At 53.6% G+C, this 26,805-nt stretch carries 20 protein-coding genes, 8 tRNA genes and 2 pseudogenes; 8 read left to right on the top strand and 22 right to left on the bottom strand.

Features of this window, described 5'->3' with window-relative positions:
• The first annotated feature begins 119 nt into the window (after positions 1-119).
• Positions 120-557 carry a DUF3069 domain-containing protein gene (locus CX650_RS07955; RefSeq protein WP_101095514.1) on the top strand — a complete coding sequence of 146 codons (438 nt, stop codon included), beginning with the start codon at positions 120-122 and terminating at the stop codon, positions 555-557.
• 51 nt (positions 558-608) lie between these two features.
• Here CX650_RS07955 and CX650_RS07950 read toward each other — a convergent pair whose 3' ends face one another.
• The 5 genes and pseudogenes from CX650_RS07950 to CX650_RS20140 all read right to left on the bottom strand — a co-directional run.
• Positions 609-2,297 carry an NAD-dependent malic enzyme gene (locus CX650_RS07950; RefSeq protein WP_039035563.1) on the bottom strand — a complete coding sequence of 563 codons (1,689 nt, stop codon included), beginning with the start codon at positions 2,295-2,297 and terminating at the stop codon, positions 609-611.
• A gap of 225 nt (positions 2,298-2,522) precedes the next feature.
• Positions 2,523-2,987, bottom strand: a complete 465-nt coding sequence (locus CX650_RS07945) for a YehS family protein (RefSeq protein WP_039035562.1) — start codon at positions 2,985-2,987, stop codon at positions 2,523-2,525.
• Between the two features lie 104 nt (positions 2,988-3,091).
• Positions 3,092-4,255, bottom strand: a complete 1,164-nt coding sequence (locus tag CX650_RS07940) for a serine hydrolase domain-containing protein (RefSeq protein ID WP_101095513.1) — start codon at positions 4,253-4,255, stop codon at positions 3,092-3,094.
• 9 nt (positions 4,256-4,264) lie between these two features.
• A pseudogene (locus CX650_RS20615) lies at positions 4,265-4,801 on the bottom strand (divalent metal cation transporter); the annotation flags it as partial.
• Positions 4,793-5,035: pseudogene (locus CX650_RS20140) on the bottom strand (PH domain-containing protein); the annotation flags it as partial. The pseudogenes CX650_RS20615 and CX650_RS20140, both read right to left, overlap by 9 nt.
• Positions 5,036-5,249: 214 nt before the next feature.
• On the opposite strand from CX650_RS20140, the gene CX650_RS07930 reads away from it, so the two are divergent.
• Together CX650_RS07930 and CX650_RS07925 are read left to right on the top strand one after the other, a co-directional pair.
• Positions 5,250-7,832, top strand: a complete 2,583-nt coding sequence (locus tag CX650_RS07930) for a TonB-dependent receptor (RefSeq protein WP_101095511.1) — start codon at positions 5,250-5,252, stop codon at positions 7,830-7,832.
• Positions 7,833-8,058: 226 nt separating this feature from the next.
• On the top strand, positions 8,059-8,685 hold the full coding sequence (locus CX650_RS07925) for a glutathione S-transferase family protein (protein WP_101095510.1): 627 nt from the start codon (positions 8,059-8,061) through the stop codon (positions 8,683-8,685).
• Positions 8,686-8,731: 46 nt separating this feature from the next.
• Here CX650_RS07925 and CX650_RS07920 read toward each other — a convergent pair whose 3' ends face one another.
• From CX650_RS07920 to CX650_RS07905, 4 genes are all read right to left on the bottom strand, one after another.
• A complete protein-coding gene (locus CX650_RS07920; protein ID WP_101095509.1) occupies positions 8,732-9,235 on the bottom strand; it encodes a DUF4447 family protein in 504 nt (167 codons plus the stop codon).
• A 60-nt stretch (positions 9,236-9,295) separates the two neighbouring features.
• The gene (locus CX650_RS07915; protein WP_039035558.1) at positions 9,296-9,700 is read right to left on the bottom strand and encodes an SMI1/KNR4 family protein; all 405 of its coding nucleotides are present in this window, start codon (positions 9,698-9,700) and stop codon (positions 9,296-9,298) included.
• Between the two features lie 68 nt (positions 9,701-9,768).
• Entirely contained in the window at positions 9,769-10,551 is a 783-nt protein-coding gene (locus CX650_RS07910) for a RelA/SpoT domain-containing protein (protein ID WP_101095508.1), read from the bottom strand.
• 142 nt (positions 10,552-10,693) lie between these two features.
• A complete protein-coding gene (locus CX650_RS07905) occupies positions 10,694-12,793 on the bottom strand; it encodes a M13 family metallopeptidase (protein ID WP_093982182.1) in 2,100 nt (699 codons plus the stop codon).
• Positions 12,794-13,081: 288 nt separating this feature from the next.
• Here CX650_RS07905 and rsuA point away from each other — a divergent pair, with 288 nt between their 5' ends.
• A complete protein-coding gene (gene rsuA / locus CX650_RS07900) occupies positions 13,082-13,774 on the top strand; it encodes a 16S rRNA pseudouridine(516) synthase RsuA (protein ID WP_025888802.1) in 693 nt (230 codons plus the stop codon).
• A 47-nt stretch (positions 13,775-13,821) separates the two neighbouring features.
• Here rsuA and CX650_RS07895 read toward each other — a convergent pair whose 3' ends face one another.
• Genes CX650_RS07895 through CX650_RS07885 form a run of 3 tightly spaced genes read right to left on the bottom strand, consistent with a single transcriptional unit; the run spans position 13,822 to position 15,832 of the window.
• Positions 13,822-14,760 (bottom strand): DUF4097 family beta strand repeat-containing protein, encoded by a 939-nt coding sequence (locus CX650_RS07895; protein ID WP_101095507.1) that lies wholly within the window; start codon positions 14,758-14,760, stop codon positions 13,822-13,824.
• The gene (locus CX650_RS07890; RefSeq protein ID WP_025009055.1) at positions 14,757-15,278 is read right to left on the bottom strand and encodes a hypothetical protein; all 522 of its coding nucleotides are present in this window, start codon (positions 15,276-15,278) and stop codon (positions 14,757-14,759) included. Before CX650_RS07890 ends, CX650_RS07895 begins: the two co-directional genes overlap by 4 nt.
• On the bottom strand, positions 15,275-15,832 hold the full coding sequence (locus CX650_RS07885) for an RNA polymerase sigma factor (RefSeq protein WP_373297489.1): 558 nt from the start codon (positions 15,830-15,832) through the stop codon (positions 15,275-15,277). The genes CX650_RS07890 and CX650_RS07885 overlap by 4 nt, the downstream gene beginning before the upstream one ends.
• A 580-nt stretch (positions 15,833-16,412) precedes the next feature.
• On the opposite strand from CX650_RS07885, the gene CX650_RS07880 reads away from it, so the two are divergent.
• Positions 16,413-18,275: a methyl-accepting chemotaxis protein gene (locus CX650_RS07880; protein WP_101095506.1), complete on the top strand. Its 1,863-nt coding sequence runs from the start codon at positions 16,413-16,415 to the stop codon at positions 18,273-18,275.
• 208 nt (positions 18,276-18,483) lie between these two features.
• Here the strand turns inward: CX650_RS07880 and CX650_RS07875 are convergent, their stop codons facing one another.
• From CX650_RS07875 to CX650_RS07830, 10 genes are all read right to left on the bottom strand, one after another.
• Entirely contained in the window at positions 18,484-20,106 is a 1,623-nt protein-coding gene (locus CX650_RS07875; RefSeq protein ID WP_071476719.1) for a methyl-accepting chemotaxis protein, read from the bottom strand.
• Positions 20,107-20,271: 165 nt separating this feature from the next.
• Positions 20,272-20,358 (bottom strand) — tRNA-Leu (locus CX650_RS07870).
• Positions 20,359-20,390: 32 nt separating this feature from the next.
• Positions 20,391-20,477: transfer RNA gene (locus CX650_RS07865), tRNA-Leu, on the bottom strand.
• A 32-nt stretch (positions 20,478-20,509) separates the two neighbouring features.
• Positions 20,510-20,596: transfer RNA gene (locus tag CX650_RS07860), tRNA-Leu, on the bottom strand.
• A gap of 40 nt (positions 20,597-20,636) precedes the next feature.
• Positions 20,637-20,723, bottom strand: a tRNA-Leu gene (locus CX650_RS07855).
• A 40-nt stretch (positions 20,724-20,763) separates the two neighbouring features.
• A tRNA-Leu gene (locus CX650_RS07850) sits at positions 20,764-20,850 on the bottom strand.
• 40 nt (positions 20,851-20,890) lie between these two features.
• Positions 20,891-20,977 (bottom strand) — tRNA-Leu (locus tag CX650_RS07845).
• A 40-nt stretch (positions 20,978-21,017) separates the two neighbouring features.
• Positions 21,018-21,104: transfer RNA gene (locus CX650_RS07840), tRNA-Leu, on the bottom strand.
• Between the two features lie 52 nt (positions 21,105-21,156).
• A tRNA-Phe gene (locus tag CX650_RS07835) sits at positions 21,157-21,232 on the bottom strand.
• A 265-nt stretch (positions 21,233-21,497) separates the two neighbouring features.
• The gene (locus CX650_RS07830) at positions 21,498-22,259 is read right to left on the bottom strand and encodes an outer membrane protein assembly factor BamD (RefSeq protein WP_025012059.1); all 762 of its coding nucleotides are present in this window, start codon (positions 22,257-22,259) and stop codon (positions 21,498-21,500) included.
• Between the two features lie 122 nt (positions 22,260-22,381).
• Between CX650_RS07830 and rluD the strand changes: the two genes are divergently transcribed.
• The 3 genes from rluD (at position 22,382) to clpB (ending at position 26,741) form a co-directional block, all read left to right on the top strand.
• Complete coding sequence (gene rluD, locus CX650_RS07825) at positions 22,382-23,356, top strand: 23S rRNA pseudouridine(1911/1915/1917) synthase RluD (RefSeq protein ID WP_025012060.1); 975 nt, start codon at positions 22,382-22,384, stop codon at positions 23,354-23,356.
• Between the two features lies 1 nt (position 23,357).
• The gene (gene pgeF, locus CX650_RS07820; protein ID WP_101095505.1) at positions 23,358-24,071 is read left to right on the top strand and encodes a peptidoglycan editing factor PgeF; all 714 of its coding nucleotides are present in this window, start codon (positions 23,358-23,360) and stop codon (positions 24,069-24,071) included.
• Positions 24,072-24,167: 96 nt separating this feature from the next.
• On the top strand, positions 24,168-26,741 hold the full coding sequence (gene clpB / locus CX650_RS07815) for an ATP-dependent chaperone ClpB (protein ID WP_101095504.1): 2,574 nt from the start codon (positions 24,168-24,170) through the stop codon (positions 26,739-26,741).
• Positions 26,742-26,805 lie beyond the last annotated feature (64 nt).

Here is a 26,805-nt window from a genome sequence, read left to right as displayed (position 1 = left end):
CCCGCTTGGCTCCGTTATTTCGCCGACTTTTTGGTATTTTCATGGTGCCAATTGGAGATGGATTGCTGTTTCATGCCGGTGCTATACTCGCCGCCAATCGCTTTTAGACGGAATACACAATGACTCAAGTTGATGCTCAATACCGGCAGCAGGCGCGAAGCGCCGCTATCAATATCTGTTCTCAGGTATTACCTATGGATAAGTTGCCGACGGCGCTGAAAGAAGCCTATGACAGTCTGTTTGAACAACTGCTGGATGATAAGGAGTCTGAGTTCAAACAGGCTTGGGACAAGCTGCCGCCAAGTGCCGCCAAGTTGTTGCCCAGAGCCGATTTTCACGGCTTTTTTATCGCTTCGGCCTGGTTGCAACTGAGTTTGATGGCCCAGGATATCGCCCAGTTGGCGGATACCGACGAGGCTATTGCCGAGCAGGAATATAGCGGCATATATGATCGTATTTCACAGTCGGCGCTCAAAGAGAGTGTACGCAAGTTGAAAAAGGCCCGTACCGATAGGCGCTTGCTCAACAGTATTCGAGATGTGATAGCCGATGGCTAAATAAAAAAACCGGCATTATTTTTAATGCCGGTTTTTTATGGGCGGACGCTCTTAGAATGAAGTGCGCTTGTAGCGACGATACTCAGGCTGCCAGAAATTACTCTCGATAGCCTGTTGCAACATCTCATCGGAAGTCGGCAATGCGTGGCCTTGCTCGATGGCGACCTTGCCGACGGCAAAGGCGATGTGCTTGCTGACTTTCTGGATCTCTTCCAGCTTAGGCAGCAGGGAACCACTACCGTTGAGTGCCAGCGGCGAGCATTCTGCCAGGGCGCGGCTGGAGGCCATCAGCATCTCATCAGAGACCCGCTTGGCACCACTGGCCAATACCCCAAGGCCTATGCCCGGGAAGATATAGCTGTTGTTGCACTGGGCGATTTCATAGGTCTGGTTGTCTATGACCACAGGCTCAAAGGGGCTGCCGGTGGCAACCAGCGCCTGGCCATTGGTCCAGTGCAGAATATCCTTGGGCGTGGCTTCAACCCGGCTGGTGGGGTTGGACAGCGGGAACACTATCGGTCTTGGGCAGTGGCTGTGCATGGCGCGGATGATCTCCTCGCTGAACAGCCCAGGGGCGCCGGAAACCCCGATAAGCACTGTCGGCTTGCCGTTGTTGACCACATCCAGCAATGAGATGTTGTCACCGAAGTTGCTCCATTGCTGCAGCTCTTCGCGCTTTTGCGCCAGCTTTTGCTGGAATGGCAACAGGTTGGGCATATTGTCCTGCAACAGTCCCCAGCGATCGACCATAAACACCTGGCGTCTGGCCTGCTCATCACTGATCCCTTCGGAAACCATCTGCGCAATAATCGCTTCGGCGATGCCGCAACCTGCGCTGCCGGCGCCGAGGAAGGCAACTCTTTGCTGGCTCAACTGAGTGCCGGCGGCCTTACAGGCGGCGAGCAGTGAGCCAACTGTGATAGCGGCGGTTCCCTGAATGTCATCATTGAAACAGCAGTATTTATCCTTGTAACGCTCCAGCAGCGGCATGGCGTTTTTCTGGGCGAAGTCTTCGAACTGGATCAAGGCCTCGGGCCAGCGGCGATGAACCGCCTGCATAAAGGCTTCAATAAATTCCAGATATTCTTCACCGCCTATGCGCTGGTGGCGCCAACCCATATACATGGGATCTTCCAGCAGATGCGGATTATCTGTTCCCACATCCAAGGTGATGGGCAGAGTGTAAGCCGGGCTGATGCCGCCGCAACTGGTGTAGAGCGACAACTTTCCAATCGGGATCCCCATACCGCCGATCCCTTGATCGCCGAGCCCCAAAATACGCTCACCATCGGTAACCACTATCACCTTCACCTTGTGACGGGTGGAGTTGTTGAGGATGTCGTCGATGCGATCTTTGTTCGGATAGGAGATAAACAGGCCGCGGTTACGGCGGTAGTCTTTGGAGAAGCGTTCACAGGCCAACCCGACGGTTGGGGTGTAGATGATAGGCATCATCTCTGTGATGTGGTTCTGAACCAGACGATAGAAGAGGGTCTCGTTGGTGTCCTGGATATTGCGCAAATAGATATGCTTGTCCAGATCATTGCTGAAGTTCTTGAACTGATCGTAGGCACGTGAGGCCTGCTCTTCGATCGTTTCAATCACGTAGGGCACCAAGCCTTCGAGGTTGAAGAAAATACGCTCTTCCTCGGTAAATGCACTACCTTTGTTGATCAACGGCGCTTCGAGAATAGCCGGACCGGCAAAAGGCAGATATAAGGGGCGTTTATTATCGTCCATGGCTAACCTTTTATGTTCTTTGTTGGTGGATGACGGGCTGTGATCTAAATCCGCATAGATTACCACGAAATGTGATCTTTGTTGCCTGCGGGCGAGGGCTTGAGCAAAAATTTTGTTTAAAACGCGGCAAACCGGATTGGCCTAAGCCTAAGAGGGTAACGACACAAAACAAAGAACCAGGCGGATGCCTGGTTCCAAAGGAGAAATCAGTCGTTGCTTGTTGGCTTACTTACCGCGATATTTAAGTGACAAGCCCTTGATAAAGTTACGCATTAACTGATCACCACAATAGCGGTAATGCTTGTGCTCCGGGTTGCGGAACAGGGCGCTCAGCTCAGCCTTGCCGATACGGAAGTTGGCCAGTTCAAGAATGGCAATAATATCTTCTTCTTTCAGTTCCAAGGCGATTCTGAGTTTCTTGAAGATGATGTTGTTGTTCAGGCTGGATAGCGGCTGCGGAATGCCACTGCCGGGACGCAGGCCGCGTTTGTCGATGATCACGGCATCGAGAAATTGGCACAGGGTGCGATCGTCACAGGGACGGAACCCTTCTTCATCTTCTTTCTTGAGCAGGCCGGCCAGCTCAGCTTCACTCATTTCACGCTTCATTTTAGCGTAGAGACGCAATACCTTGGAGTCGTTGAAATTAAAGACAAAGCGCAAGCGGCGCAGAATATCGTTGTTGGTCATGAATGTCCCTGGGCCGGTTTGACTCCCGGCTTAGTTTTAACACTGTCTGGCGATTGACTTAGGTGCGTTAGGCGCGGAGGCTCCGCAGTATTGCGGCATTATACCTAAAAGCCGGGCAGATTTGCCGCTTTTTCCAGTGGACAGTTCGCGGCCGTTTCGCGCACCGCTTGTCGCAGCTTGTCGTGAAGGGCGAACACCCGGCCTATATCTTTGAGTGACCAAGAGGTGTTTTCCAGCACCAGCAGATTGAAGCCCGAGTCCGGATAATAAATCGCCGTGCTGATATAACCCGCTATGTAACCACTGTGGCTGAACTCCAGGGGCAACTCAGGGCTCAGTTGTATTCCGGCGGCATAATTCAGCTCGCCCCAACGATGGGGGCGTTTGCCTCTTGGCGCCAGCAGTTGCAGATAGCCGCCACGGCTCAATAGTTGCCCCTGATGCAGGGCCTGCTGAAAGTCGGCAAAGGCAGAGGCGGAGCCAATAAGGGCGCCGCTGGCCAGCAGCTTATCTGTGAGAGTCAACTGCTCGGCCACGCTCTCAAAGCCGCTGTCTGTCTCGGTTCTTCCTATCGCCAGATGGGGTAACTGTTCCTGGATACTTTCAATACTGCCGGTGCGGGCCTTGAGCTCAAGCCCCTCGGCATCAAAGAAGCGTTGCAGCAATTGAGTACTGCTGCTGCCGTTACGCTTGAGGATCTCGGCCAGCAGCCAATAATTGTCATTGCTGTATTTAAAATCGCTGCCCGGGGTGAACAGCAAGGCTTGTCCTTGGATGCCTATGCCGGATGTGTGGCTCAGCAACATGGCGACTGTGATGGCCGGATCCAGTTCGGCCTTTTTGCCGAGCAGGGCGGCGGCGCTGTCATTGAGCTTGAAATCGCCTCTTTCTATCGCCCGCATCACCAAGACGGCAAACACTTGCTTTGATAGTGAACCCAGCACAAATTGGCTATCAGAGGTGATGGGTTTGCCCTGGCTTTCTCCGGCCGCATGGCTCAGCAGTGCCTTTTTACCTTGCCTTAACTCGATTACGCCGCTGAAGGGCAGGGGGTTTTGCTTGATTATCAGCTGTAGCTGTTGTGTCAGCTCTTGGCTGTGGCAGGCAGATGGCGCCGAACCCTTGCCTGGTGCCGGCTCTTGTTTGGGCCCTGGCGCCGCGCTCAGGCTTAAAGTGAATCCCAGCATGCAGGCCATGGTGATGCCTTTGACTGTCGATGAGAGGTTTGGCCCTAAAAAGCGCGGCTTTGCCAGCGGTGAGCAGTTCATGCAACTTCCTTATTTGATGTAGCAATACCAATAGATAAACAGCAGCGCAAAGCCAAACAGGTAACCGAGTCCCAGCCAGCCCCAGAGTTGCATGCCCTTGCCGTAACGGATCTCAGTCGGCAGGGTTTTGGAACTCATCAGCCGTAGATTCAACCAGGCAAAAATGCAGGTGGTCATAAAGGCCTGGATCATCACCAATTCCAACAGTGATAGCAAGGCACCCTTGAAGAACAGGAACAGCAGCAAGGCCAGCAGCGACATAACCAGCAGGATCACCGCCAGGCGTTTACCGCTGGGGCGGCGCTCAAGCAGCAGGCGCCAACCGGCATCCAGGGGGCGGCTGTAACCATTGAGCACAGTGACAGTGGTGGAGAAAATACACAACAGCGCCACCAAGGCGATAAGCATACGGCTCCACTCCCCGAGCACGCTGGCGTAGAGGGAGATCAACTGCCCGGTAAACTGGGCTCCCGAGTCGGCAAAGGAGGCTCCTGAGTCATGCATGATACCGGCACCCAGGTTGAGAAACACCAGTGCCAGCAGGGCGGCGCGAAATCCGTCGGCATCGACTATGCCAACCAGGCTTATCAGGGCGTCATTGCCGGATTGTCCGGCGGTTTCCTGCTTGAGTTTCTTCAGACCGAACAGGCGCATCAGTGGCCGCTGAATAAGCGCCATGTCGGTGATTTTATCCAAGGGCACAGTATTTTCGGTGCGGGTCAGTAGGCCGCGGCGCACCACTAGCTTACGCTCGGTCAGCTCGGCGCTTATGTTGGCGATATTATCGGCAAAGCGAGCCTGAAGCAGTGGCGCGGCGGCTGTGGACATGGCGACTTCCTATATCAGTAAAATCAAATTTACCTCGGGTAGAGGCATTGACTTTAGATATTAAAGAGTTAAGTTGAATCGGTAAATGTTAAAAAAATATGACAGCACGGAAGTTTGTAGTCGTGGTTGTTTTCCACAAAAACAGCTGAAAAAATTAGGGATAATTATGAACAGACCTCACCTTGTCCTGAGTGCCTGCGCCGTCGCACTTGCCTTGACCCCTACCGGAGAATCCTTCGCGGCCGAGGAGTCTGTGGAGCGTATCGAAGTCACAGGCTCGCGGATTAAACGTACCGATATGGAAGGCCCATCGCCCATTCAATCCATAGGCAAGGAAGATATTGCCAACATGGGCTACGACAACCTGCAGCAGTTGCTGGAAAGAATGCCGGCGGCCGGGGCCGGCACTTTCTCCACCCGCGGCAACAGCCAGGACTCTACCGCCAACGGTGCCGCCGCCATCAGCCTGCGTGGCATGGGGCCGGATGCAACCTTAGTGCTGATCAATGGTCGCCGGGTTTCCATCAGCGCCTTTGCCGAAGGGGTCAGCAATTCTTTTGTCGATATCAACAGCATTCCCGTATCGGCCATTGAGCGGATAGATATACTCAAGGACGGCGCCTCGGCCATCTATGGCTCGGATGCCATCGCCGGGGTGGTCAACATAGTGCTGAGGAAAAACATCGAAGGCATTGAAGTCAATCTCGGCTATGGCGCCACAGATGGCCCCAATTACAACGAAAAGACCGCCAGTCTGGTGTGGGGCACCATGAGTGACAAGGGCAGCGCGTCTGTGATCCTGGATTACTTCAGCAACTCGACCCTGAGCGCCGATGAGATGGGGCAGTTTGGTACCGCCAATCAGTCGCCCTGGGGCGGGGAGGATTTCCGTTCCTCGCGGGGCTTTCCCGGGTATTTCTATGTCAATGGCGTCAAGACCATAGATCCGGCTTGTCCGGCCGATTCCGCCACATCGAGCGGCAGCTGCCTGTTCGATTATGGCCCCTATAACTTGGTGATCCCCGAGGCCGAGCGCATAGGCGCCATAGGTCAGTTTGAGTATCACCTGAGTGACGCCCTGACCGCCTTTTTGGAGTTGGCGGCTCAGCACAATACCTCCAAGGCCGGTGGCGCCGCCACACCGCTGGATGAAACCGCCGGTTTGACGGTTCCCGGTTCACATCCCAACAATCCTTTTGGTCAGGATATTGACATAGGTCGCTTCCGCACAGTGGATGCCGGTCCCCGCCGCTGGGATATCGAGTCCGACAGCTTGAGATTAGTGGCCGGTCTGCGCGGCAGCTTCAAGGAGTGGGACTGGGAAGTCTCGGCCCAAAAGGGGCGCAGTGAGTCGACCCAGACAGGGGATCGCAGCCAGGGCTGGGTGCGGGTGGACTATCTGCAGGAGCAAATCAATCTCGGCAACTACAACCCCTTTGGCGGCACCATCAACTCACCCGAGGTGATAGATGCCATTACCACCAGTCTGGTGCGTCAGGGCAAGTCACATATTACCGCCTATGATGCCAGCATTTCGGGGCATGCCTTTACCCTGGCAGACAGGGATATCATGCTAGCCGCCGGGATGGAATATCGTGAAGAGGATGTCAGCGATGTGCCCGATGAGCAGTTCCAGCGCGGGCTTATCTTCGGGACTGAAGCGGTTTCCGCCGCGGCCGAGCGCGATCAGTATGCCGCCTACCTGGAGTTTTCCATTCCGGTGACCGACAGCTTCGAGCTGCAACTGGCGGGGCGCTACGATCATTACAGCGATTTTGGCTCCACCACCAATCCCAAGGTGGCGTTCCATTGGGGCATGACAGAAGACTTGAGCATGCGCGCCTCCTGGGCCCAGGGATTCCGGGCACCATCGTTGGCCCAGATAGGCCTGGGCCCTTCGGAAAAGAGTAACTTCTTTAAAGATACCTATGCCTGCGCCGCTCAGGGTATCTCAGAGGCCGACTGTGAGGTACTGGATTACAACACGGTATTTGCCGGTAACCCGGATCTGGACGCCGAGGAGTCGGAAACCTGGAACATAGGTATGATCTGGGCGCCGAGCCAGAAGTTCGATATCGGCTTCGATATCTGGAACATCACCCAGGACAACAAGATAGACGAGCAGCCTCTGGGCGATATCTATGCCGCCAACTGTAATGATCAAAACAGTGCTATCTGTGTGCGCCTGCCCCCCGCCGGTGGCGAGCCGCTCGGGGTGCTTGATGTGATTCACTCAAGCTTTGTTAACTTAAGCTCCCAGGAGGCACAGGGCCTGGATATCTCGGCTCACTACGGTCTGGAACTGGACAGCTATGGCGATCTCAAGTTTGGTCTTGAGTGGAGCTATCTGGACAAGTTTGAAAAGGACGGCCTGGATTATACCGGCGAATATGAGTATCCCCAGTACCGCTGGCTGGCCAGCACTAACTGGACCATGGGCGACTTTGCCGCCAACCTCAATGTCAGCTACATAGGCGAATTTGAAGATACGCCGGACATCAACTTCGACGGCGCCCTCGACTTTACCGAGAACAAGTCACGTATGGTGGATGCCCAGTTCCTGGTGGACTTGCAGGCTTCCTACCGTTTCAACGAGATGTTCAAGTGGACGCTCGGGGTCAACAACCTGTTGGATGAAGAGCCGCCGTTTGCCATAGGCGATGGCGATGCGGATCTCTATGGCTATGTGATGTCTGTGCATAACCCCAGAGGCCGTTTCATCTACACCAAGGTCAGTCTTAACTTCTGAGGCAGGCACCCGGCCCTTGATGGCAAACTGGCAAGGGTCGGATGCTGGAGAGTTGAGATAAGAGGTGAGAGATAAGAGCCGAGAAATAAGGACAGAGTGACAAGCTTGAGGAAGTGGGAGTATCTTGTTGTTGACCTTATCATCATGGCGCCTGCGGGCGCCTTTTCTGCCACCATACCTGCGTTAGCCATTGCCTATGGCGACAGGGCAATTTAAGGAAAGTAATATGATTCGACTCTATGGCACGCCGCGAAGCCGGGCGCTGCGGGTTTCCTGGTTGTTGGAAGAGCTGGAACTGCCCTGGGAGTTTCACTTTGTTGATATGGCCAAGCAGCAGAACCGCACTCCTGAGTTCCTGGCGCTTAATCCCTGCGGCAAAATCCCCGTGCTCGAGGATGACGGTCTGGTATTGACCGAATCGGCGGCCATTATGCTCTATCTGGCCGAGCGTTACGGTGAGGGGCGTCTGTTGCCCAAGCCAGGCACGGCAGCCTCCGGGCATCATCATCAATGGTTGAGCTTTGTGATAACCGAGTTGGAGCAGCCGTTATGGACCATGGGCAAGCACAGGTTTGCCTTGCCGGAGGAGCAGCGGGTGGCGGCGATTCAAGCCACTGCCGTATGGGAGTTCAACAAGGCCGCGGCCATTGCCGAACAGTGGCTGCCTGATAGCCCATTTTTGCTCGGTGATGAATTGACTGTGGCCGATATACTGCTGGCCCATACCCTGAACTGGGCCACCATTTTTGAGCAGCAGATCCCGCCCAAACTGGCGGCTTACCGAGACAGGCTTAACCTGCGTCCGGCAATGAAAAAGGCGCTGGACAAAGCCAGCACCAATTTAACTGATTAATTCAAACTCTGGTTTCAAAGCCGCGGTATTTCAGGGCCGTGATATTTCAGAGCTGTGCGGCCGCCCACTTGGCGCGGCTTTCGCGGCTCTCACCCAGCCCGCCTTGCTGCTCTCTAAAGGCCTTGTAGGATTCCACATCCAATGGCACCAGGCTGATATCCACTTCCAGCACCAGTTTGCACTCTTTCTTGACCCGCCAGGCGGCGGTGTTGTACAGCTCAGTGAGTGGCAACGAGCTTAAAAACTCAGGGTTGTACTGGGTGTAAATCGCCTGGGTGGGATAAACCACAAAGGCCAAACGGCGCTTGGGTTCTTTCTTGAACATGGCCTCGATACCATCACAGGTGTTCAGCACCTGCATCTCGATAATATCGTCGATTTCCAGCAGTTTTTTCTGGGCCAGTTCGCTTACCTGCGCCTCGCCCGTTTCCCAGGAGAGCAACTCGGCTTCATCGACTTTCAGCAACTCGGCGGCCTGGGCGGTACCCAAGCCAAGAGATTGGCGCAGGCACTGAAACTCGATGGCGTTGAGCGGATATTGTTTGGACATAATGCTTCCTGTTTTTTCTATGTGTCTGATGGCGTGGCGCCCAGGGCATGCCGGCCTGTGTCAGCTTTGCAGCCAGACGTCTTCGACCCATTGCCAGAATGACTCCCAGCAATCTTCTTCATCCAGGCCGTCCTGGTTCCAGAAGTAGACCACACCTTCCTGATCTATGCAGTAAAAGTCATCACCGGTTTGGCAGATGGCAATCAGATCTCTGGGCATTCCCAGCGACCAGGCATAGGAGGTCACTTCCGGCAGATAGGTGTGGGACTGGGGATCGGCAGCGGTCACCGGCTCCAGGCTGCCATAGATAACATCGCTGGCATGCAGCAGATATTCTTTCAGCTCCGCAGGCAGAGGGATGAGTATTTGCTCTTCGATATCCACCAGATCGTCAAAGCCGGGCAGATCCAGCGGTACAGGAACCTGCTCTGACAGTTCCTGCAGTTGCTCTATGATTTCATGCATGATTTTACGCTTTGGCCGAGGGTCAATGCGCTGGAGTATAGCGGCTTGTTGGCCGCTGACAAGCTTTGTCAGGCGACTATGGTATTTTCTATGCCAAGAGTCTGGGTTTGTTGGCGTTTATAACCCAACCAGGCCTTGTGGTACAGCTTGTGTGATTCCTGGCGCAGCTTCTGGATCCGGGCCAGTTCCAGCTCGCTCAGCGGCCTTTGCTCGCGGGCAGCCTTATGTTCCATCGCCTGCACCTCTTCATAGACTTGGTGCTCGGCGCCGTTTTTGATGGCGGCAATCTCCCTTAAGTGCAACTGAACTTCGGCAATCAGGCCACTTTTCGGCAGTTGCAGCAGCAGGTTGATATCCCGATAGCCAGAGGCCTTTGGCTGGGCAAACCTGTCTTTGACCTGTAGCACATTGGCCTGTTTATTCAGGGTGTCAAAGGCCAGCTGCAGGTCATCAAGGTTGTCGGCTATCAGGGTGGCTCGCACCAGATCTGTCAGGGCGGCGGGGTCGTTATTCAGCTTGTGCGCCACCTTGGCTTCGGCCCGTTGACGCTCTTTCACTTTGGCAAGGAGCAGCTCGGTCTCGCTCTGATTGGCTACCTGTGACAGGAGACTGTGCAATTCATTTTGTGCCATAGGTGCCTGCTTATAGAGGGCATTGAGGCTGGAAACGGGCTGCCTTGGGGCGCTGAAGCTTTGTTTCTTGAGGGCATTGAATGGGATGGCCGAGTTTTGGCGCAGGCTGTAACTGCTGTCTTCTCTCAGTTCAGCTTCATATTCTGAAGGCTGAGCGTAGGCGGTGCGCGCCGAAAGCAATAACAGGAAAACCAGGAAAGTGCGGAATAATCGGGTCATGGGGCCTCGCATCCAGAATGACTTCTAAGTGGCTTTGACTCCAATGTAGCACTTGGCTCTGAACCCTTGCTGAACCTCAAATGAAACTTTATTCATCTAAAAAGAAAGGCGCCTTGAGGCGCCTTTCTGAGCAAGCGTAAAATTACCAGATTTTCACGCGCTGGGCCGGCTCAATATACATGCCGTCACCTGGCTTCACATCAAATGTGCTGTAGAACTGCGGCATATTGGACAGTGAACCTATGGCGCGGAACTTGGCCGGTGAATGAGGATCTGTGGCCACTCGGTTGCGCATCGCTTCCTCTTTGATCTTGGCGCGCCAGATTTGGGCGAAGCCGAGGAAGAAGCGTTCATCACCGCTCAGACCGTCGATTACCGGAGCCTCTTTGCCCGCCAAGGATTTTTTGTAGGCCTTGTAGGCTATGGTGACACCTGAGAGATCGCCGATGTTTTCACCCAGGGTCAGACTGCCGTTAACGTGCAGGTCGTCAAACACATAGTAGCCGTCGTATTGGGCGATTAGCGCCTTGCCGCGGGCGGCAAACTCTTTCAGGTCCTGTTCGGTCCACCAGTCGCGCATATTGCCTTCGCCGTCGAACTTGGCACCCTGATCGTCAAAGCCGTGACCCATCTCATGGCCGATAACCGCACCTATACCACCATAGTTGACGGCATCGTCGGCAGCCATATTAAAGAAAGGTGGCTGCAAGATGGCGGCCGGGAACACGATTTCGTTCATGGTCGGGTTGTAGTAGGCGTTGACGGTTTGTGGCGTCATGTGCCATTCGCCTTTGTCTATGGGGCTGCCCAACTTGGCCAGTTGCTTCTGATGTTCCACTTCACCGGCGCGGATCTCGTTACCGACCAGGTCGTCAGCCTTGATAGTCAGCTTGCTGTAGTCTTCCCACTTGTCGGGATAGCCGATTTTCGGGTTGAACTTGGCCAGTTTTTCCTTGGCGGCGACTTTGGTGTCTGCACCCATCCACTCAAGTTCATCTATGCTGTCGGCGTAGGCACCGCGCAGGTTTTCCACCAAATGCTCCATCCGCTCCTTGGCTTCAGGGGCGAAGTGGCGCTTGACGTATACTTTACCCACGACTTCACCCAGCAGGCTGTTGACCTTGGCTACACCGCGCTTCCAACGAGGTTCCTGTTCTTCCTGGCCGTTGAGTGTCCTGGCGAAGAACTCAAAGTTTTCTTTATCCAGCGGCTCGCTCAGATCTGAGGCGAAGTGGGTCAACAGTTGCCAACGCATATATGTCTTCCAGGTCGCCAGATCTGTGTCTTTGACTATCTGGTTCAGGCCTTCGATAAAGCTGGGCTGATTGATGATGATATCGGCTTGCTTGTCGGCGCCAAGCGCAGTCAGGTAGGCGTTCCAGTCGATATCCGGCGCCAATGTTGACAGTTCTTTGACCTCAAATTTGTTGTAGGTCTTGGTGCTGTCACGGCTTTCAACCACATCCCAATGCTTGGCGGCAATAGCGGTTTCCAGCTTCATGATGGCTTCGGCGCTTTGTTGTGGCTCGGCAAAACCGGCCAGGGTGAACATCTTGGCGATATGCTCAACAAAGGCCTTGCGGATGTTGACGAAACGCTCACCTTCGTTGAAGTAATAGTCTTTCTCAGGCAGGCTCAGGCCGTATTGCCAGATATGGGTGGCATAGCGGCTGGAGTCCTTGGCATCAACATCGATATAGAAGGCCATGGGCGTGCCGCCACCGAGAATTTGGCTCTTGCCGAAGTAGGCCGCCAGTGCTTGCTTGTCTTTGATGGCATCTATGATTGCCAGCTCGCTCTCCAGTGGCTTGATCCCCAACTGGTTGAGCGTATCGCTGTCCATAAAGGAGCGGTAAAGATCGGCCACTTTTTGCTCGTCGCTGCCGGGCTTGAGATCTTTGCTCTGCGCCACTTCTTCAATAATGGCTTTGACATCGTCACGGGATTTTTCCCTGAGGTCATAGAATGCGCCTGTGCTGGTGCGATCTGCCGGGATCTCTGTGTTCTTGATCCAGCCGCCGTTGACATAGGTATAGAAGTCATCCTGAGGACGAACAGACTTGTCAAAGTTGGCAAATTCAATCCCCGAACCCAGGGCTTGGCTGACGGCGGCGGCAGTTGCGGTTTTGGCGACTTCCGGCTGTTTGGCTGTTTCAGCCTGGGTCTCAGCCGTTTTGTCATTACAGGCAGATAGGCCTGCGATGAGTGAGGCACACAATCCCCCAATGAGTACTTTTCTCATGCTGTTTCCTTTTCTTTGTTCTTTGCTGTCCCGCGAGGGGGCATTTTTATCAGATTGGCTGCACACCCGTTTGTTCGGGAAAACCGCAGTGATGCCTATGTTAAGGCTAGTGCGGGAATGTAAACAAGTCCCGCAGCGGCGACAGCGAGCCTCTGCGGCGCGGGAGTTGTAAGCAAAGGTTACAGGCGCTTATTTGAGTGAGCGTTTGACAGTCTTTGCCCTTTAGCTTGTCAGGCTCCATAATGGCGCGCAATTGACACGGCATAACTCAAGAGGTTGGATAGCCAAGTGCGTTTAGATAAATTTATCTGTGAGTCTACAGAGCTGACCCGTTCCATGGCCAAGAAGGCGCTGCACCGCGGTGAAATCAGTGTCGATGGTGAAATCGTCAAGGACTCCAGCTTCAAGGTGCGTGATGGCATGAGAGTGTGCTTCGACGGTGAACCTATCAGCTTGATAGGCAACAGATATCTGATGTTGCATAAGCCGGTCGATACCATCTGCTCAACTGTGGATGAGGTCTATCCTTCGGTCATCAGTCTACTGGAGATCGAAAAGCCCGAGAGCCTGCATATTGCCGGGCGCCTGGATGCCGATACCACAGGTCTGGTGTTGATTACCGACGATGGCCAGTGGTCACACAAGCTAACCTCTCCCAAGAAGGAATGCGGCAAACGCTACCGGGTGTGGCTGGCCACCCCTGTTACTGAAGACTTGATCCCGCAATTTGCCGCCGGCCTGGCGCTGCACCGGGAAGAGGGGCTGACCCGGCCGGCGCAGTTGCAGCTGATTAGCCCGACCGAAGTCTTGTTGACCATTACCGAAGGCAAATATCATCAGGTGAAACGTATGTTTGCCGCTGTGGGCAATAAAGTGGAAGCCCTGCATCGTGAGTCAATCGGCGCCATAGAGCTGGATAGTGAACTGGAACCCGGTGAGTGGCGTTATCTGACCGAAGCCGAGATAGCCTCGGTAGGCTGAAGAAAAGGCACCAAGGCCAGCCGGAGGCCTTGGTGCGATACAGCTGATTATTGCTGCAGTTTAATCCGGCCACTGATGGTGTTGATACTGACATCGGCCTGGCCGGAACCGCTTTGGAACTGCAGCGATTCAGCCTTGGTGTACTTGGCTTTTTTCGGTGAGTCCTGAGTCAGTTGGTTGTCAATCTTGCCACCTGGGCCACCGCTGATATCAAAGGCGGCATTCGGCAGTTTGGCAAACTTGAGTTCAATATCGCCACTGACGCTATCGACATTGGCATTGCCGGCCAGGCTCTGCATGGCAATACTCAAGTCGCCACTGACGGTTCTGGCCTTGAGTGACTCGGGAGCCTTCAGGGTCAACTGACTCTTGCCCGAGACCTGATCCAGCTCCACTTCTATGGCATCACTCTCGGCGTTCAGTTTGCCGCTCACCAGGCGATAACTCACCTTGCCCAGACTCTGTTTATCCTCAATGTCGCCGGAAACGGTTTCCAGATACAGTTCACCCTGGTTCCTCTGGGTGATGATACTGCCGGAAACCGTTGTCAGTTGCAGATTGCCTTTGAGATCCTGGCCCTTGATATCACCACTGACATTGGCCGAGCTGATCTCACCCTCCAATCCTTGAAGGTCATAATCGGCGGAAACGCCTTTAAGCTTCATATTGACTGTGGCGGGCAGAAAGATCTCCAGCTTTGAGCCGTCTTTGTCCCGGCTGTTATAGCTCTTTGGCAGCTTGTCTTCGATAACAAAGCTGCCGCCCTGCTGACCAAACACCAGGCCTTCACTGAGCTCATCCAGCTTGCCCTTGATGGCGACTTCAGCCTTGTCCCAACTGCGGATCTTCACTTCTCCCCGTTGGATCTTGATATTCAATTTAGCTCCGGACTCCAGCGCCGCGCTTTGATCGGCCTTCTCGGCCGCCTGCAATACCGGGCTCAGCAGCAGGGCTGAGGAGAGTAGGGTTAGTGATATCTTGTTCATATGCTGATTCCTTGTTGGTCGAGTTGAGTGGGCAGTTGTTCACCCCGGGTGAGCAGCTCTATCTCCCTTTGCTGTACCCAAAGCCAGAGTTGCCAAAGTTGTTGATCGGTCGGGTCTTGTTTTAGTGCCTGGAATATCTGCGTGGCGGCTTCCCTGAGTTCATCTATGCCGCGACTGAGCGGCGTGGTCATGCTGACCTTTTGCCATTGGCCGAAATTGACACTGGCTTCCAGTTGTTTCACTTGTTGTTGGTGTTGATACTGCAACTGCTCCAGCATGGCCAGCATCTGTGGGTCGACGCGGCTTTGGGTTTGCTGCAAGCCCTGATAGCCGAGCAGAGACACCAACAGCAGGCTGCAGGCGATAGCCAGATTGCGCCAGCCGTTGCTGGATTTTGCGGCCTTGGGTGGCTGAGATTGTTCCAGCCTTGCGGCGATTTCAGGCCAGAGGTCGCGCTCGGGTGTTTTTTCCCGTGGCAGTTGTTCTATCAGTTGTTCCAATGTTGGCTGCTTGTTCATGACAACATCTCCTGAAGCAAGTTTCTTGCCCTGTGGTACTGCGCCTTGCTGGTGCCGGTACTTGTGCCCATCATGGCGGCTATCTCTTCATGGCTGTAGCCCTCAATGGCAAACAGCACAAACACGACTCTGGCCCGCTCGGGTAACTTGAGGATCTTGCGCTCCAACACAGAGGTTTCCTCCGTGTGGGTTGTGGTCGACTCTTCTGTGTCTGCCTCTGTGGTCACAGGCAGAAATCTGGCCCAGAAGCTGCGCTGTTTTTTCAAACTGCTCAATGCCTGATTGACGCTCAGGCTGTGCAGCCAGGTACTGAATTTGCTTTCACCGCGGAATTGGTCCAGCTTCTCCCAGGCACGGATAAAGCAGTCCTGGGTCATATCTTCTGCCAGTGGCACCTGGCCGGCCAGGCGCAAACACAATGCATAGACTCTGCCATGGTGCAGGCGGTAGAGCTCGGCGAAGGCAAGCTTGTCCCCCAAACGGGCACGCTGCACCAGCGGGAAGTCCACTTCTTGCTGGTATCTGGTTTCTGTCAGCTGCGGGCTGGCATTCACTGGGCTGTCCTTAATGGTTTGGGCGAGTCATGGTAATTGGATAGTTTGACCCGCTTAAAAGGTTTAAAAAAGAATTAAAAAAACCAAGAATTTATCTGGTGGTGGAAAAGTAATTGTTAATCTACTCGATGTTTTCGTTATTTGGTTATTCGCATATTCCTTAAGCAAGCTTCACCGAAATCAGTTGTTTGCTCTCCGTTTTTTTGGGTTTTTCGGGGCTATCCCCCTGGATAGCTATCCTAGTTGGCAATCTGAGCTCGGCACTAACCTGTGATAAGGGGAAGGGAACTTTAGAGCTTTCTTGGATTCACTTTTGATTTTTGAATATCGCATGCAATTGCTGTTTGTAGGGTTAAAACCTTCCTTGAACGACAGATGCTTGGCGCTTTCGGTTTTTTTGACTCAGTTAATAGAAAAAATTTTAGTTTTTTTTGCACAGCGACAAGGCTAGTGACTGTTTTTCAATAGGTTAATCATTGACAATATAAGATGACATTTTTGTTACCGGATTAACTCAACTGACACGGGGACAGAATTGCGACTATTTTTTTAGAGTGACTCTTTTTATTGAGGTAACACCATGCTTATTCGCCATAAGTTGTTACTGAGTGCCGCCGTTTCGATTGGCGCCTTGGTATTGATGTTTGCACTGCAGCAATATTCCAGCTCGGTGCAGACAGAACTGTCCATCGCCATCCAGAAAGTGGTTGAGCTGGACAAAGAAGTATTAAGCATGCGCAAGAATGAGAAGGATTTTTTTGGCCGCCAGGATCTCAAGTATGTCGAGATACATCAGCAGGAAGCACAGGCCACGGCGCAGTTGATGCAAGAACTGGCACTGATCTTCAAGGAGTATGATCTCCCCGAGGCGCCGATAAACAGCTTTAATCGTGATTTTGCCAACTACCGGCAGTTGTTTACCGGGGTGGTGCAATTACAGCGTGAGATAGGTCTGAACCCCAAGAGTGGCCTCTACGGTGAGCTACGCTCAGCGGTGCACAATGTCGAAAGCTTGGTGGCAGAGCATAATGTGTCTGAGCTTATGGTGTTGATGCTGCAACTGAGGCGTAATGAGAAAGACTTTATGTTGCGGCGGGATCTCAGCTACCTCAATAAGTTTGATACCAATATCGAACGTTTCAATGAGGAGCTCAATGCCAGTTTGCTGGACTTCAGTGTTCGTAGCAATATTGAGCAACTGATGAGCAAATATCAGCAAAGCTTTAAGAGTTTGGTGGCCAAGGAGCAGGAGTTGGGGCTCGACGAGTCCAAGGGCATGATGGGGCAGCTGCGAGAAGCGATTTTTGCCACGGAAAGCTCATCTACCAAGCTGAAAGAGTTGGCAATAGCCAAGGTGGAAAACGAGCAGCAGTACAGCTTCATGCTGGGGTTGGCACTATTTGGTCTTATTGCTTTGTTGTTGGTGGTCAGTACTGTGATGATTATCCGCAGTATTATGAGGCCGGTCGAGCGTATCACGGATGTCATTTCCCGCATCGAGCTTCAAAAAGATCTGTCGCTGCGCTGTGATGTGGGCTCCAACGATGAGCTGGGCATGATAGGACGTCATTTTAACAGCATGGTGGAGAGTTTCCAGAAGCTGATCGAACAGGTTATCGAATCAGTGGATGCCATGCGCCATTCCTGTGAAGAGTTGTCTCGCAATGCCATCAGCGCCTCGGAAGGCGTGTCGAAACAGCTGAATGAAACCGATATGGTCGCTACGGCGATCACCGAGATGGGCGCTACCATAGACGAGATTGCCAAGAATACTGAACTGGCTGCCGGTAAGGCGGAACAGACCCACCACAATGCTCAGGATGGTCAGGTTGAGGTTGAAGATACTATCAATAAGATCCAGTCTTTGGCGCAACAACTAAATGACTCTGCCAAGGTGGTGGCCGAACTTGAAAAAGACAGCCAGACCATAGGCAGTGTGTTGGATGTGATCCGCGGTATCGCCGAACAGACCAACCTGTTGGCATTGAATGCCGCCATTGAAGCGGCCCGTGCCGGCGAGCAGGGGCGGGGCTTTGCCGTGGTGGCCGATGAGGTGCGCAGTTTGGCGATGCGAACTCAGGAGTCGACCGAAGAGATTGCCGGTATCATTCAAACCCTGCAGAGCCGTACTCATTCGATAGTGGATATTATGGAGCAGAGCCAAAAGCAGGGCGGTGAGAGTGCCAGGCAGGCGGCCAGTGCCGGCACCTTGCTTGCGCAGATCAATGCTGATGTCACCAATATTATGGATATGAGCACTCAAATAGCTGCCGCCATTGAAGAGCAGAGTATGGTGGCCGCCGAGGTGAACAAGAATGTGGTGGTGATCCGCGATATTGCCGAGGAGTCGGCTCAGGCGGCAGAAGAGAATGCTACGGCATCCGATGAGGTTCGTCACCGCGCCGACTATCTGCATCAGGCGGTGAGTCGATTCAAAATCTAGTTTTCCAGGCACAGGCGAAAACCGCGGCATGTCCGCGGTTTTGTTTTAGTTGCAGTCGTAGTCTTTAGCGGTTGTGGCATTTTCTTGCTCTGCTGTGCAGACGGCTTTTTCGAGGGGGCTGCCAGGAATGGCGGCAAAGGTTTTTGGGTTCACAAAAGGCTTGGAGTTGGCAGGGATAAAAAATAGGCCCCGAAGGGCCCTCAGAGAGTTAGAGACGGAAGCGGGCCACTTCGGCGCGCATGTTTTCCGCCAGATGGCTTAAGTTACTGACCGACTCGGTTAACTCGTTGGCTGCCTGGGCCGATTGTTGGGTGATGTCGCTGATTGCCATAATGCTGCGATTGATATCTTCGGCCACGCTGCTTTGCTCTTCGGCGGCGGTAGCGATATGGGTATTGAGCTGGGCAATGGAATCGACCGACACCACTATCTCTTTCAAGGCCTCACCGGCCATATTGGCTTTGCTGTTGGCCTGTTCGACCTGAGTGATGCCTTGCTCCATCGCCGTCACCGCTTCCTGCACACCTGTCTGCAGTGTGGCTATCATGGATTCAATCTCCTGGGTTGAGCTGTGGGTACGACTGGCAAGGGTTCTTACCTCGTCGGCCACTACGGCAAAGCCCCGCCCCTGCTCGCCGGCACGGGCCGCCTCAATGGCGGCGTTCAGTGCCAGCAGATTGGTTTGCTCGGCAATTCCCTTAATCACATCCAATACCCTGCCTATGTTTTGGCTTTCATTGGCCAAGTGGGTGATCACCTGCGCTGTACCCTGAATTTGCGCTGAGAGGGCCACCATGCTGGCAATCGACTCCTGCACTATTGAATCGCCATTGGCGGCACTGGCATCGGCGCTGTGGGCGGAGTCGGCAGCGGCCGTGGTGCTTTGGGCTACTTCGGAGACTGTGGCGGTCATTTCATTCATGGCAGTAGCCGTCTGCTCTGTCTCAGCCTGTTGTCTGTGCATGCGCTCGTTGGTTTGTTGGGTGAAGCTGGAGAGCTCTGTCGCTGAGTCGCTGACCGTATTGGCGGCATTGGCGATATTGTTGAGGATCCCTCTGAGGTGAGATATTACATCTCTTAAGTTATCGGATATCTGCCCCAGTTCATCGGCGTTGAAGGTTTTGAATTGCACAGTTAGGTCCGAGTCGCTGCGAATCTTCTTTAACTGAGTGAGAATATCGCCTATGGGTAACATGACGCTGCGATTGACCCAGACACTGAGTAGTAAGCTGGCAATAATGGCGACACTGACCAGGGAGATAAACAGCACAACGGAAGAGGAGTAGAGGTTTTGGGTTTGCTCTCTTTCTTGTTTAGCGACATCAAGTTGCAGGGTCACCAACTCGGCAATCTTGCCACTGATGGGATCTATCACCTGATAGAGAGGAATAATTTCCTGGCTGAGCTGGCCCTGAATATTACCGCTCAGGGTGGCCAATTTGTTTTGCAGACGCTTTATCTGCTCATCGGCGGGAATAAACAGCCGCTTGGCCTCATTGACCAGTTGTGATTCTCTGGCGGTCAACTGAGTGGCTGTGTAATCCTGCCATTTCTGCTTGATGCTTCTGTCAGCTTCATTGAGCGCGGTACTGGCTTGTTCGGCACTGAAGTCTCCGGCATTGGCCTTGTTGATCGCGTCTATAACAAAGACGGCGTAATCATCACCTATGCTCTTGAGATCTTTGAGTGGGACAACCCGGTCGCTGTAGATATTTTCTACCCCTGAGTCGATTTGGTTCATGATATTGATGGCGATACCGCACAGTAGCAGCATCAAGAGAAGAGGCACGGCCATACCGAGCAACATCTTGTGTTTCAGTTGTAACTTCATGCTTGAGAACCTTGGTCCAGAAGGGAACTTGTCCTTGGATGAGGCCCTGTCATTCCAATTTGTTGAGCCATACAAAAGGTATAGCAAAAAAGTATGAAACGCGTGAGACGAGAGAGGGGCAAATTTGAGGCACAAAAAAACCTCGCATTGCGAGGTTTAAATGATTGGTACAGGTGAGAAGACTTGAACTTCCACGCCCGTGAGGGCACCAGCACCTGAAGCTGGCGTGTCTACCAATTCCACCACACCTGCACTGTTTTCATTTCGACTCTTTATGTGTTAATTGGTACAGGTGAGAAGACTTGAACTTCCACGCCCGTGAGGGCACCAGCACCTGAAGCTGGCGTGTCTACCAATTCCACCACACCTGCACTGTTTTCATTTCGACTCTTTATGTGTTAATTGGTACAGGTGAGAAGACTTGAACTTCCACGCCCGTGAGGGCACCAGCACCTGAAGCTGGCGTGTCTACCAATTCCACCACACCTGCACACTTAGAGTCTAACGTACAGCTAACTATTATTGCAAAGTGGTACAGGTGAGAAGACTTGAACTTCCACGCCCGTGAGGGCACCAGCACCTGAAGCTGGCGTGTCTACCAATTCCACCACACCTGCACACTTAGAGTCTAACGTACAGCTAACTATTATTGCAAAGTGGTACAGGTGAGAAGACTTGAACTTCCACGCCCGTGAGGGCACCAGCACCTGAAGCTGGCGTGTCTACCAATTCCACCACACCTGCACACTTAGAGTCTAACGTACAGCTAACTATTATTGCAAAGTGGTACAGGTGAGAAGACTTGAACTTCCACGCCCGTGAGGGCACCAGCACCTGAAGCTGGCGTGTCTACCAATTCCACCACACCTGCACACTTAGAGTCTAACGTACAGCTAACTATTATTGCAAAGTGGTACAGGTGAGAAGACTTGAACTTCCACGCCCGTGAGGGCACCAGCACCTGAAGCTGGCGTGTCTACCAATTCCACCACACCTGCACTGTACTGCCTTGCAATTTCCTCAGTCGCCTGAGCACCTTAAAGTTGAAGGTGGTGCCCGAACCCGGAATCGAACCAGGGACACGCGGATTTTCAATCCGCTGCTCTACCAACTGAGCTATTCGGGCGACGGCGTGCATTAAAAGACTTTTACGGTTTTGAGTCAACTCTTTTCTGAGAAATATTTCAAAATATCGCGTGTTTGAGCAAGTTTTACTCGAAAAGGCGCATATTGCTTAGCTTTTGAGCGAAAGCCGCGCCATTACTGGGCTAGGGGTGAATTAGCCAAATCGAAAACTCGACCTGTAAAGCCGGATCCTGAGGCTTAAGGGGGCTGGGCTTGGTCTTGCCCTGAAAACAAAACGCCCCACGTTAAAGTGGGGCGTTAAGGGATTAATCCTTGAGGAGGTCATTCCCCGGATAGTTGGCACGCATGACAGTGAGTACGTGCTGCTTTAACTGCTCCTGACCCAGTTCATCGTAAGCGGTGGCCATGATCTCAAGGGCGCGCTCTATCGATGGGGTGCCTGGATAGGTTTCCATTACAGACTGGGCTCTGATGGCGGCTGCGCTCCAGGCATTCATTTTCAGGTAGTATTCGGCCACTTTAACCGAATACAGCGCCAGACGATTCTTCAGGTGCTGCATTCTCTTCTGGGCGTCGGCCGCATACTTGCTGTTGGGATAAGTCTTGATCAGGCGCTCGAAGTCCTTGAAGGCATCGAGGGCAAACTGAGGATCCCTGTCGCTTCTGTCTATATTGAGCATGTCATGGAACAGATAGTTGTCGGCCTGCATATTCACCAGTCCACGCATATAGTAGACATAGTCTATATCCGGGTGGGTGGGGTTGAGGCGGATAAATCTGTCGATGTTGGCGACTGCCGACGGGGTATCATCCAACTTATAGTAGGCATAAATCAGATCCAGCTGAACCTGAGTCTTGTGTGGGCCAAAGGGGAAGCGGGAATCCAATGCCTCCAGTGAACGCACAGCCTTGGTATAGTTACCCAGCTCCATAGAGGTGCGGGCCTGGGAGTAGAGAACGTCCGGAGACAGCTTGCTGGTAATTAAGTCGTCTTCCGGTTTGCTGCTACAGGCCACAATGGCCAGCGAAAAAAAGGCTATGGCAGCGCCTTTGGCAATATTATGCATACTTGAATTCGATTCTTGAGTAAGTTGTAGTTAAGAATTTTTCCATTTCACGATAAAATGGCCGATTCCGAGTGTACCAGAAAGTACACAGTTTTTGACCCCATTAACTGGGGACGGTTCCTATGACGCAAGAGATTAATCTAAAAAGCGAGATATCAGCAACCCAAACCGGTCTGAGATTGGATCAGGCTTTGGCCGAGTTGTTCCCCGATTACTCCCGTACCAGGATCAAGGAATGGATCCTCGATGGCAAAGTATCCGTTGATGGTACTGTGGTAAACAAGCCCAGAGAGAAGGTGTTGGAATCTCAGGAGATAGAGGTTCAAGCCACTCTGGAAGAAGAGGTGCACGCCGAGGCTCAGGCTATCGATCTGAATATCGTCTATGAAGATGACCATATATTGGTGATCAACAAGCAGGCGGGTTTAGTGGTGCATCCCGGTGCCGGTAACAGTGATGGCACCTTGATGAACGCCCTGCTGCATCATTGCCCTGAGATAGAACATGTGCCCAGAGCCGGTATTGTCCATCGTCTCGATAAGGACACCACAGGCCTGATGGTGGTAGCCAAGACTGTTGAGGCCCAGACTCATCTGGTGGCGGCGCTGCAGGCGCGCGACATTACCCGTGAGTATGAAGCCATAGTGCTGGGCACCATGACAGCCGGTGGTACAGTGGATGAGCCTATCGGGCGTCACCCCACCAAGCGTACTCATATGGCGGTGCACCACAGCGGTAAGCCGGCTGTGACTCACTATCGTGTGGCGGAAAAATTCCGCGCCCATACCCGCTTGCGCTTGAGGCTGGAAAGTGGCCGGACTCACCAGATCCGCGTGCATATGGCTTATATAGGTCATGTGTTGGTGGGCGATCCCGTCTATGGTGGTCGTCCAAAACCCCCCAAGGCCGCCAGTGAAGCCTTTTTCGAAGTGCTGAAAAACTTCAAGCGCCAGGCGCTGCATGCGGTGCGACTGGAGTTGGTGCACCCCATTACCTGTGAGCTGATGAGCTGGCAGGCACCTATCCCCGAGGATATGGTCGAGCTGACCAAGGCGCTGCGTAAAGACACCGAAGAGCATCCGCCGGAGTATCTGTAACATGTACGGCTGCCACTGGCCGCTGCCGGCCAATGTCAGAATCGCCATGACCCAGCGTCATGGCGGTGTCAGCCAGCCGCCGTTTGACAGCCTGAATCTGGGGCTGCATGTGGGGGATGATCCCGCATCTGTGCAGGCCAACCGTGCTCTATTGGCAAAGCGGCTGGCTCTGCCCTGCGAGCCGGCATGGCTGGAGCAGGTACATGGCACTGAAGTCGTCGACCTGGCGCGTGACTCCCTAAGGATTGCCGATGGCAGCTATAGCGACAGCAAGGCGCATGTGGCCGTGGTGATGACCGCCGACTGCCTGCCCGTACTTCTGTGTGACAGTGCAGGCACCCAGGTGGCGGCGCTGCACGCCGGCTGGCGCGGTCTGTGTGATGGTGTCATCGAAGCGGGAATAGCCCGTTTTCGTCCCGGCTCTGAGCTTATCGCCTGCCTCGGACCGGCCATAGGCAAAACTGCCTTCGAAGTCGGCGGAGAAGTGCGCGCCGCTTTTTGCGATAAAGACCCCAGGGCCGACGACTGCTTTGTGACCAAGGGGGACAAGTTTCTCGGCGATCTGCAGGGGCTTGCCAGGCTCAGATTGCAGCAGGCGGGTGTTCGGCAGGTATATGCCTTGGATGTCTGCACCTATAACAACAAAGACTATTTTTCCTACCGCCGAGACGGTCGTACCGGCCGTATGGCCTCGCTTATTTGGCTCACTGATTGAGTGGTTATTTCATTCGTCTGACTTGAAATTAGTTAAAGCATCCCCATCTTTAAGCTAACAAAGTAATACCTTATTTTGAGAGTTTCAGGAGGCTGTATGCGACTCGATCGTATGACCAATAAATTTCAGCTTGCTATCTCGGATGCCCAATCTCTGGCTCTTGGCCGTGACCATCAGTTCATAGAACCTGTCCATTTGATGATGGCTTTGTTGAATCAGGATGGCGGTTCAATTCATCCGCTGTTGACCCAAGCCGGTATCCAGGTCAGCACTCTGCGTTCCCTGGTAAGTCAGGAACTTGAGCGCTTGCCGCAGGTGGAAGGCACAGGCGGTGATGTTCAGTTATCCCAGGCGCTGATACGTTTGCTGAATCTGTGCGACAAGCTGGCACAGAAGCGTAAAGACAAATATATCTCCAGTGAGCTGTTTATTCTGGCTGCTCTGGAAGGTAACGACACCCTGGCACAGAGCCTCAAGCAGGCCGGTGCCACCAAAGAGCTGATGGAGAAAACCATCGAAGCCGTGCGTGGCGGCCAGAAGGTGGACGATCCCAATGCTGAGGATCAGCGCCAGGCGCTGAAGAAATACACCATAGATCTGACCGAGCGTGCCGAGCAGGGCAAGCTGGATCCTGTTATTGGCCGTGACGATGAAATTCGCCGCACAGTGCAGGTATTGCAGCGTCGCAGCAAGAACAACCCTGTGCTTATCGGTGAGCCCGGTGTGGGTAAGACCGCCATTGTCGAAGGGCTGGCGCAGCGTATCGTCAACGGCGAGGTGCCCGAAGGCATCAAGAATAAACGGGTATTGTCGCTGGATCTCGGTGCTTTGGTGGCCGGTGCCAAATACCGTGGTGAGTTTGAAGAAAGACTCAAGGCTGTGCTCAACGAGCTGGCTCAGGAAGAGGGCCAGGTGATCCTCTTTATTGACGAGCTGCATACTATGGTGGGCGCGGGTAAATCCGATGGCGCCATGGATGCGGGTAATATGCTCAAGCCGGCACTGGCCCGCGGTGAGCTGCACTGTGTCGGTGCCACGACTCTGGACGAGTATCGTCAGTATATTGAGAAGGATGCGGCGCTGGAGCGGCGCTTCCAGAAAGTCCTGGTAGATGAGCCCAGTGTCGAGGATACCATCGCTATTCTGCGTGGTCTGAAAGAGCGCTACGAGCTGCATCACCATGTGGAGATCACCGACCCGGCGATTGTGGCGGCGGCGACCATGTCCCACCGTTATGTGTCTGATCGTAAGCTGCCGGACAAGGCCATCGACCTTATCGACGAAGCCGCTTCCAGCATCCGAATGCAGATAGACTCCAAGCCGGAGCCGCTGGATCGCCTCGAGCGCCGTATCATTCAGCTCAAGCTGGAAGAGCAGGCGTTGGCGAAGGAAAACGATGAGGCCAGTCGTAAGCGTCTCGAACACCTGCGCAGCGAGCTGGTGGAAGTGGAGCAGAAGGCGGCCGAACTCAACGAGATTTGGCACACAGAAAAAGCAGCGCTGGCGGGTACTCAGCATATCAAGGCGGATCTGGAGCAAGCCAGACTGGATCTCGATGTGGCGCGTCGCGCCGGTGATTTGACCCGGATGTCCGAGCTGCAATACGGCCGCATCCCAGAGCTGGAGAAACAGCTGGATTTGGCGTCTCAGGCCGAGATGCAGGATATGACCTTGCTGCGTAACAAGGTCACGGATGTTGAAATTGCCGAGGTACTTTCCAAGGCGACCGGGATCCCGGTTTCCAAGATGCTCGAAGGCGAGCGGGAAAAACTGCTGCATATGGAAGAGGCGCTGCATGAGCGGGTGATAGGTCAGGATGAGGCGGTCGATGCCGTGGCCAACGCCATTCGTCGTAGCCGCGCGGGTCTGGCCGATCCTAACCGGCCCATAGGCTCCTTCCTGTTCCTCGGCCCCACCGGGGTAGGTAAGACAGAGCTGTGTAAGTCGCTGGCCAAGTTCCTGTTCGACACAGAGAGCGCCATGGTGCGGATAGATATGTCCGAATTTATGGAGAAACACTCAGTCTCCAGGTTGGTCGGGGCGCCTCCGGGCTATGTGGGTTATGAGGAAGGGGGTTACCTCACCGAAGCGGTGCGCCGTCGTCCCTACTCGGTGATCCTGCTCGATGAAGTGGAAAAGGCACACCCGGATGTGTTCAACATACTGCTGCAGGTACTGGATGATGGCCGCCTGACCGATGGTCAGGGTCGTACGGTTGACTTCCGTAACGCCGTGGTGATTATGACCTCGAACCTGGGTTCCGACATTATCCAGGAGCAGTTCAGTCACCAAAGTTACGATGAGATGAAGGCTCAGGTGATGAATGTGGTGCAGCACCACTTCCGCCCCGAGTTCCTCAACCGGATCGACGAAACCGTGGTGTTCCACCCGCTGGAGAGCGAGCACATCAAGAGTATTGCCGCGATTCAGGTCGAGTCGCTGCGCCAACGTCTGGCAGAAAAAGAGTTCGAGCTGGAGATCACAGATGCGGCTCTGAGCTTTATCGCCAGAGCCGGGTTCGACCCTGTGTATGGTGCAAGGCCGCTTAAGCGGGCACTGCAGCAAGAGGTGGAAAACCCACTGGCGCAAAAGCTGCTTAGAGGCGAGTTACTGCCAGGGCAGCCGATCAAGGTGGACTATCGCGACGACAACTTGGTGTTTGAGCAGTAATCACACCATAAACAACAAACCAAAAACAAAAAGGAGCGCTTTGAGCGCTCCTTTTTTTGCTTGG

This window comes from Shewanella indica (assembly GCF_002836975.1).
GTDB lineage: Bacteria > Pseudomonadota > Gammaproteobacteria > Enterobacterales > Shewanellaceae > Shewanella > Shewanella indica.
Note: the sequence above shows the minus strand (reverse complement) of the source record. Positions and strands in the feature narration are given on the sequence as shown.

Coding starts and splice junctions, on each gene's coding strand:
- CX650_RS07955 (WP_101095514.1), top strand. CDS start 120: ATGACTCAAGTTGATGCTCAATACCGGCAGCAGGCGCGAAGCGCCGCT.
- CX650_RS07950 (WP_039035563.1), bottom strand. CDS start 2,297: ATGGACGATAATAAACGCCCCTTATATCTGCCTTTTGCCGGTCCGGCT.
- CX650_RS07945 (WP_039035562.1), bottom strand. CDS start 2,987: ATGACCAACAACGATATTCTGCGCCGCTTGCGCTTTGTCTTTAATTTC.
- CX650_RS07940 (WP_101095513.1), bottom strand. CDS start 4,255: ATGAACTGCTCACCGCTGGCAAAGCCGCGCTTTTTAGGGCCAAACCTC.
- CX650_RS07930 (WP_101095511.1), top strand. CDS start 5,250: ATGAACAGACCTCACCTTGTCCTGAGTGCCTGCGCCGTCGCACTTGCC.
- CX650_RS07925 (WP_101095510.1), top strand. CDS start 8,059: ATGATTCGACTCTATGGCACGCCGCGAAGCCGGGCGCTGCGGGTTTCC.
- CX650_RS07920 (WP_101095509.1), bottom strand. CDS start 9,235: ATGTCCAAACAATATCCGCTCAACGCCATCGAGTTTCAGTGCCTGCGC.
- CX650_RS07915 (WP_039035558.1), bottom strand. CDS start 9,700: ATGCATGAAATCATAGAGCAACTGCAGGAACTGTCAGAGCAGGTTCCT.
- CX650_RS07910 (WP_101095508.1), bottom strand. CDS start 10,551: ATGACCCGATTATTCCGCACTTTCCTGGTTTTCCTGTTATTGCTTTCG.
- CX650_RS07905 (WP_093982182.1), bottom strand. CDS start 12,793: ATGAGAAAAGTACTCATTGGGGGATTGTGTGCCTCACTCATCGCAGGC.
- CX650_RS07895 (WP_101095507.1), bottom strand. CDS start 14,760: ATGAACAAGATATCACTAACCCTACTCTCCTCAGCCCTGCTGCTGAGC.
- CX650_RS07890 (WP_025009055.1), bottom strand. CDS start 15,278: ATGAACAAGCAGCCAACATTGGAACAACTGATAGAACAACTGCCACGG.
- CX650_RS07880 (WP_101095506.1), top strand. CDS start 16,413: ATGCTTATTCGCCATAAGTTGTTACTGAGTGCCGCCGTTTCGATTGGC.
- CX650_RS07875 (WP_071476719.1), bottom strand. CDS start 20,106: ATGAAGTTACAACTGAAACACAAGATGTTGCTCGGTATGGCCGTGCCT.
- CX650_RS07830 (WP_025012059.1), bottom strand. CDS start 22,259: ATGCATAATATTGCCAAAGGCGCTGCCATAGCCTTTTTTTCGCTGGCC.
- rluD (WP_025012060.1), top strand. CDS start 22,382: ATGACGCAAGAGATTAATCTAAAAAGCGAGATATCAGCAACCCAAACC.
- pgeF (WP_101095505.1), top strand. CDS start 23,358: ATGTACGGCTGCCACTGGCCGCTGCCGGCCAATGTCAGAATCGCCATG.
- clpB (WP_101095504.1), top strand. CDS start 24,168: ATGCGACTCGATCGTATGACCAATAAATTTCAGCTTGCTATCTCGGAT.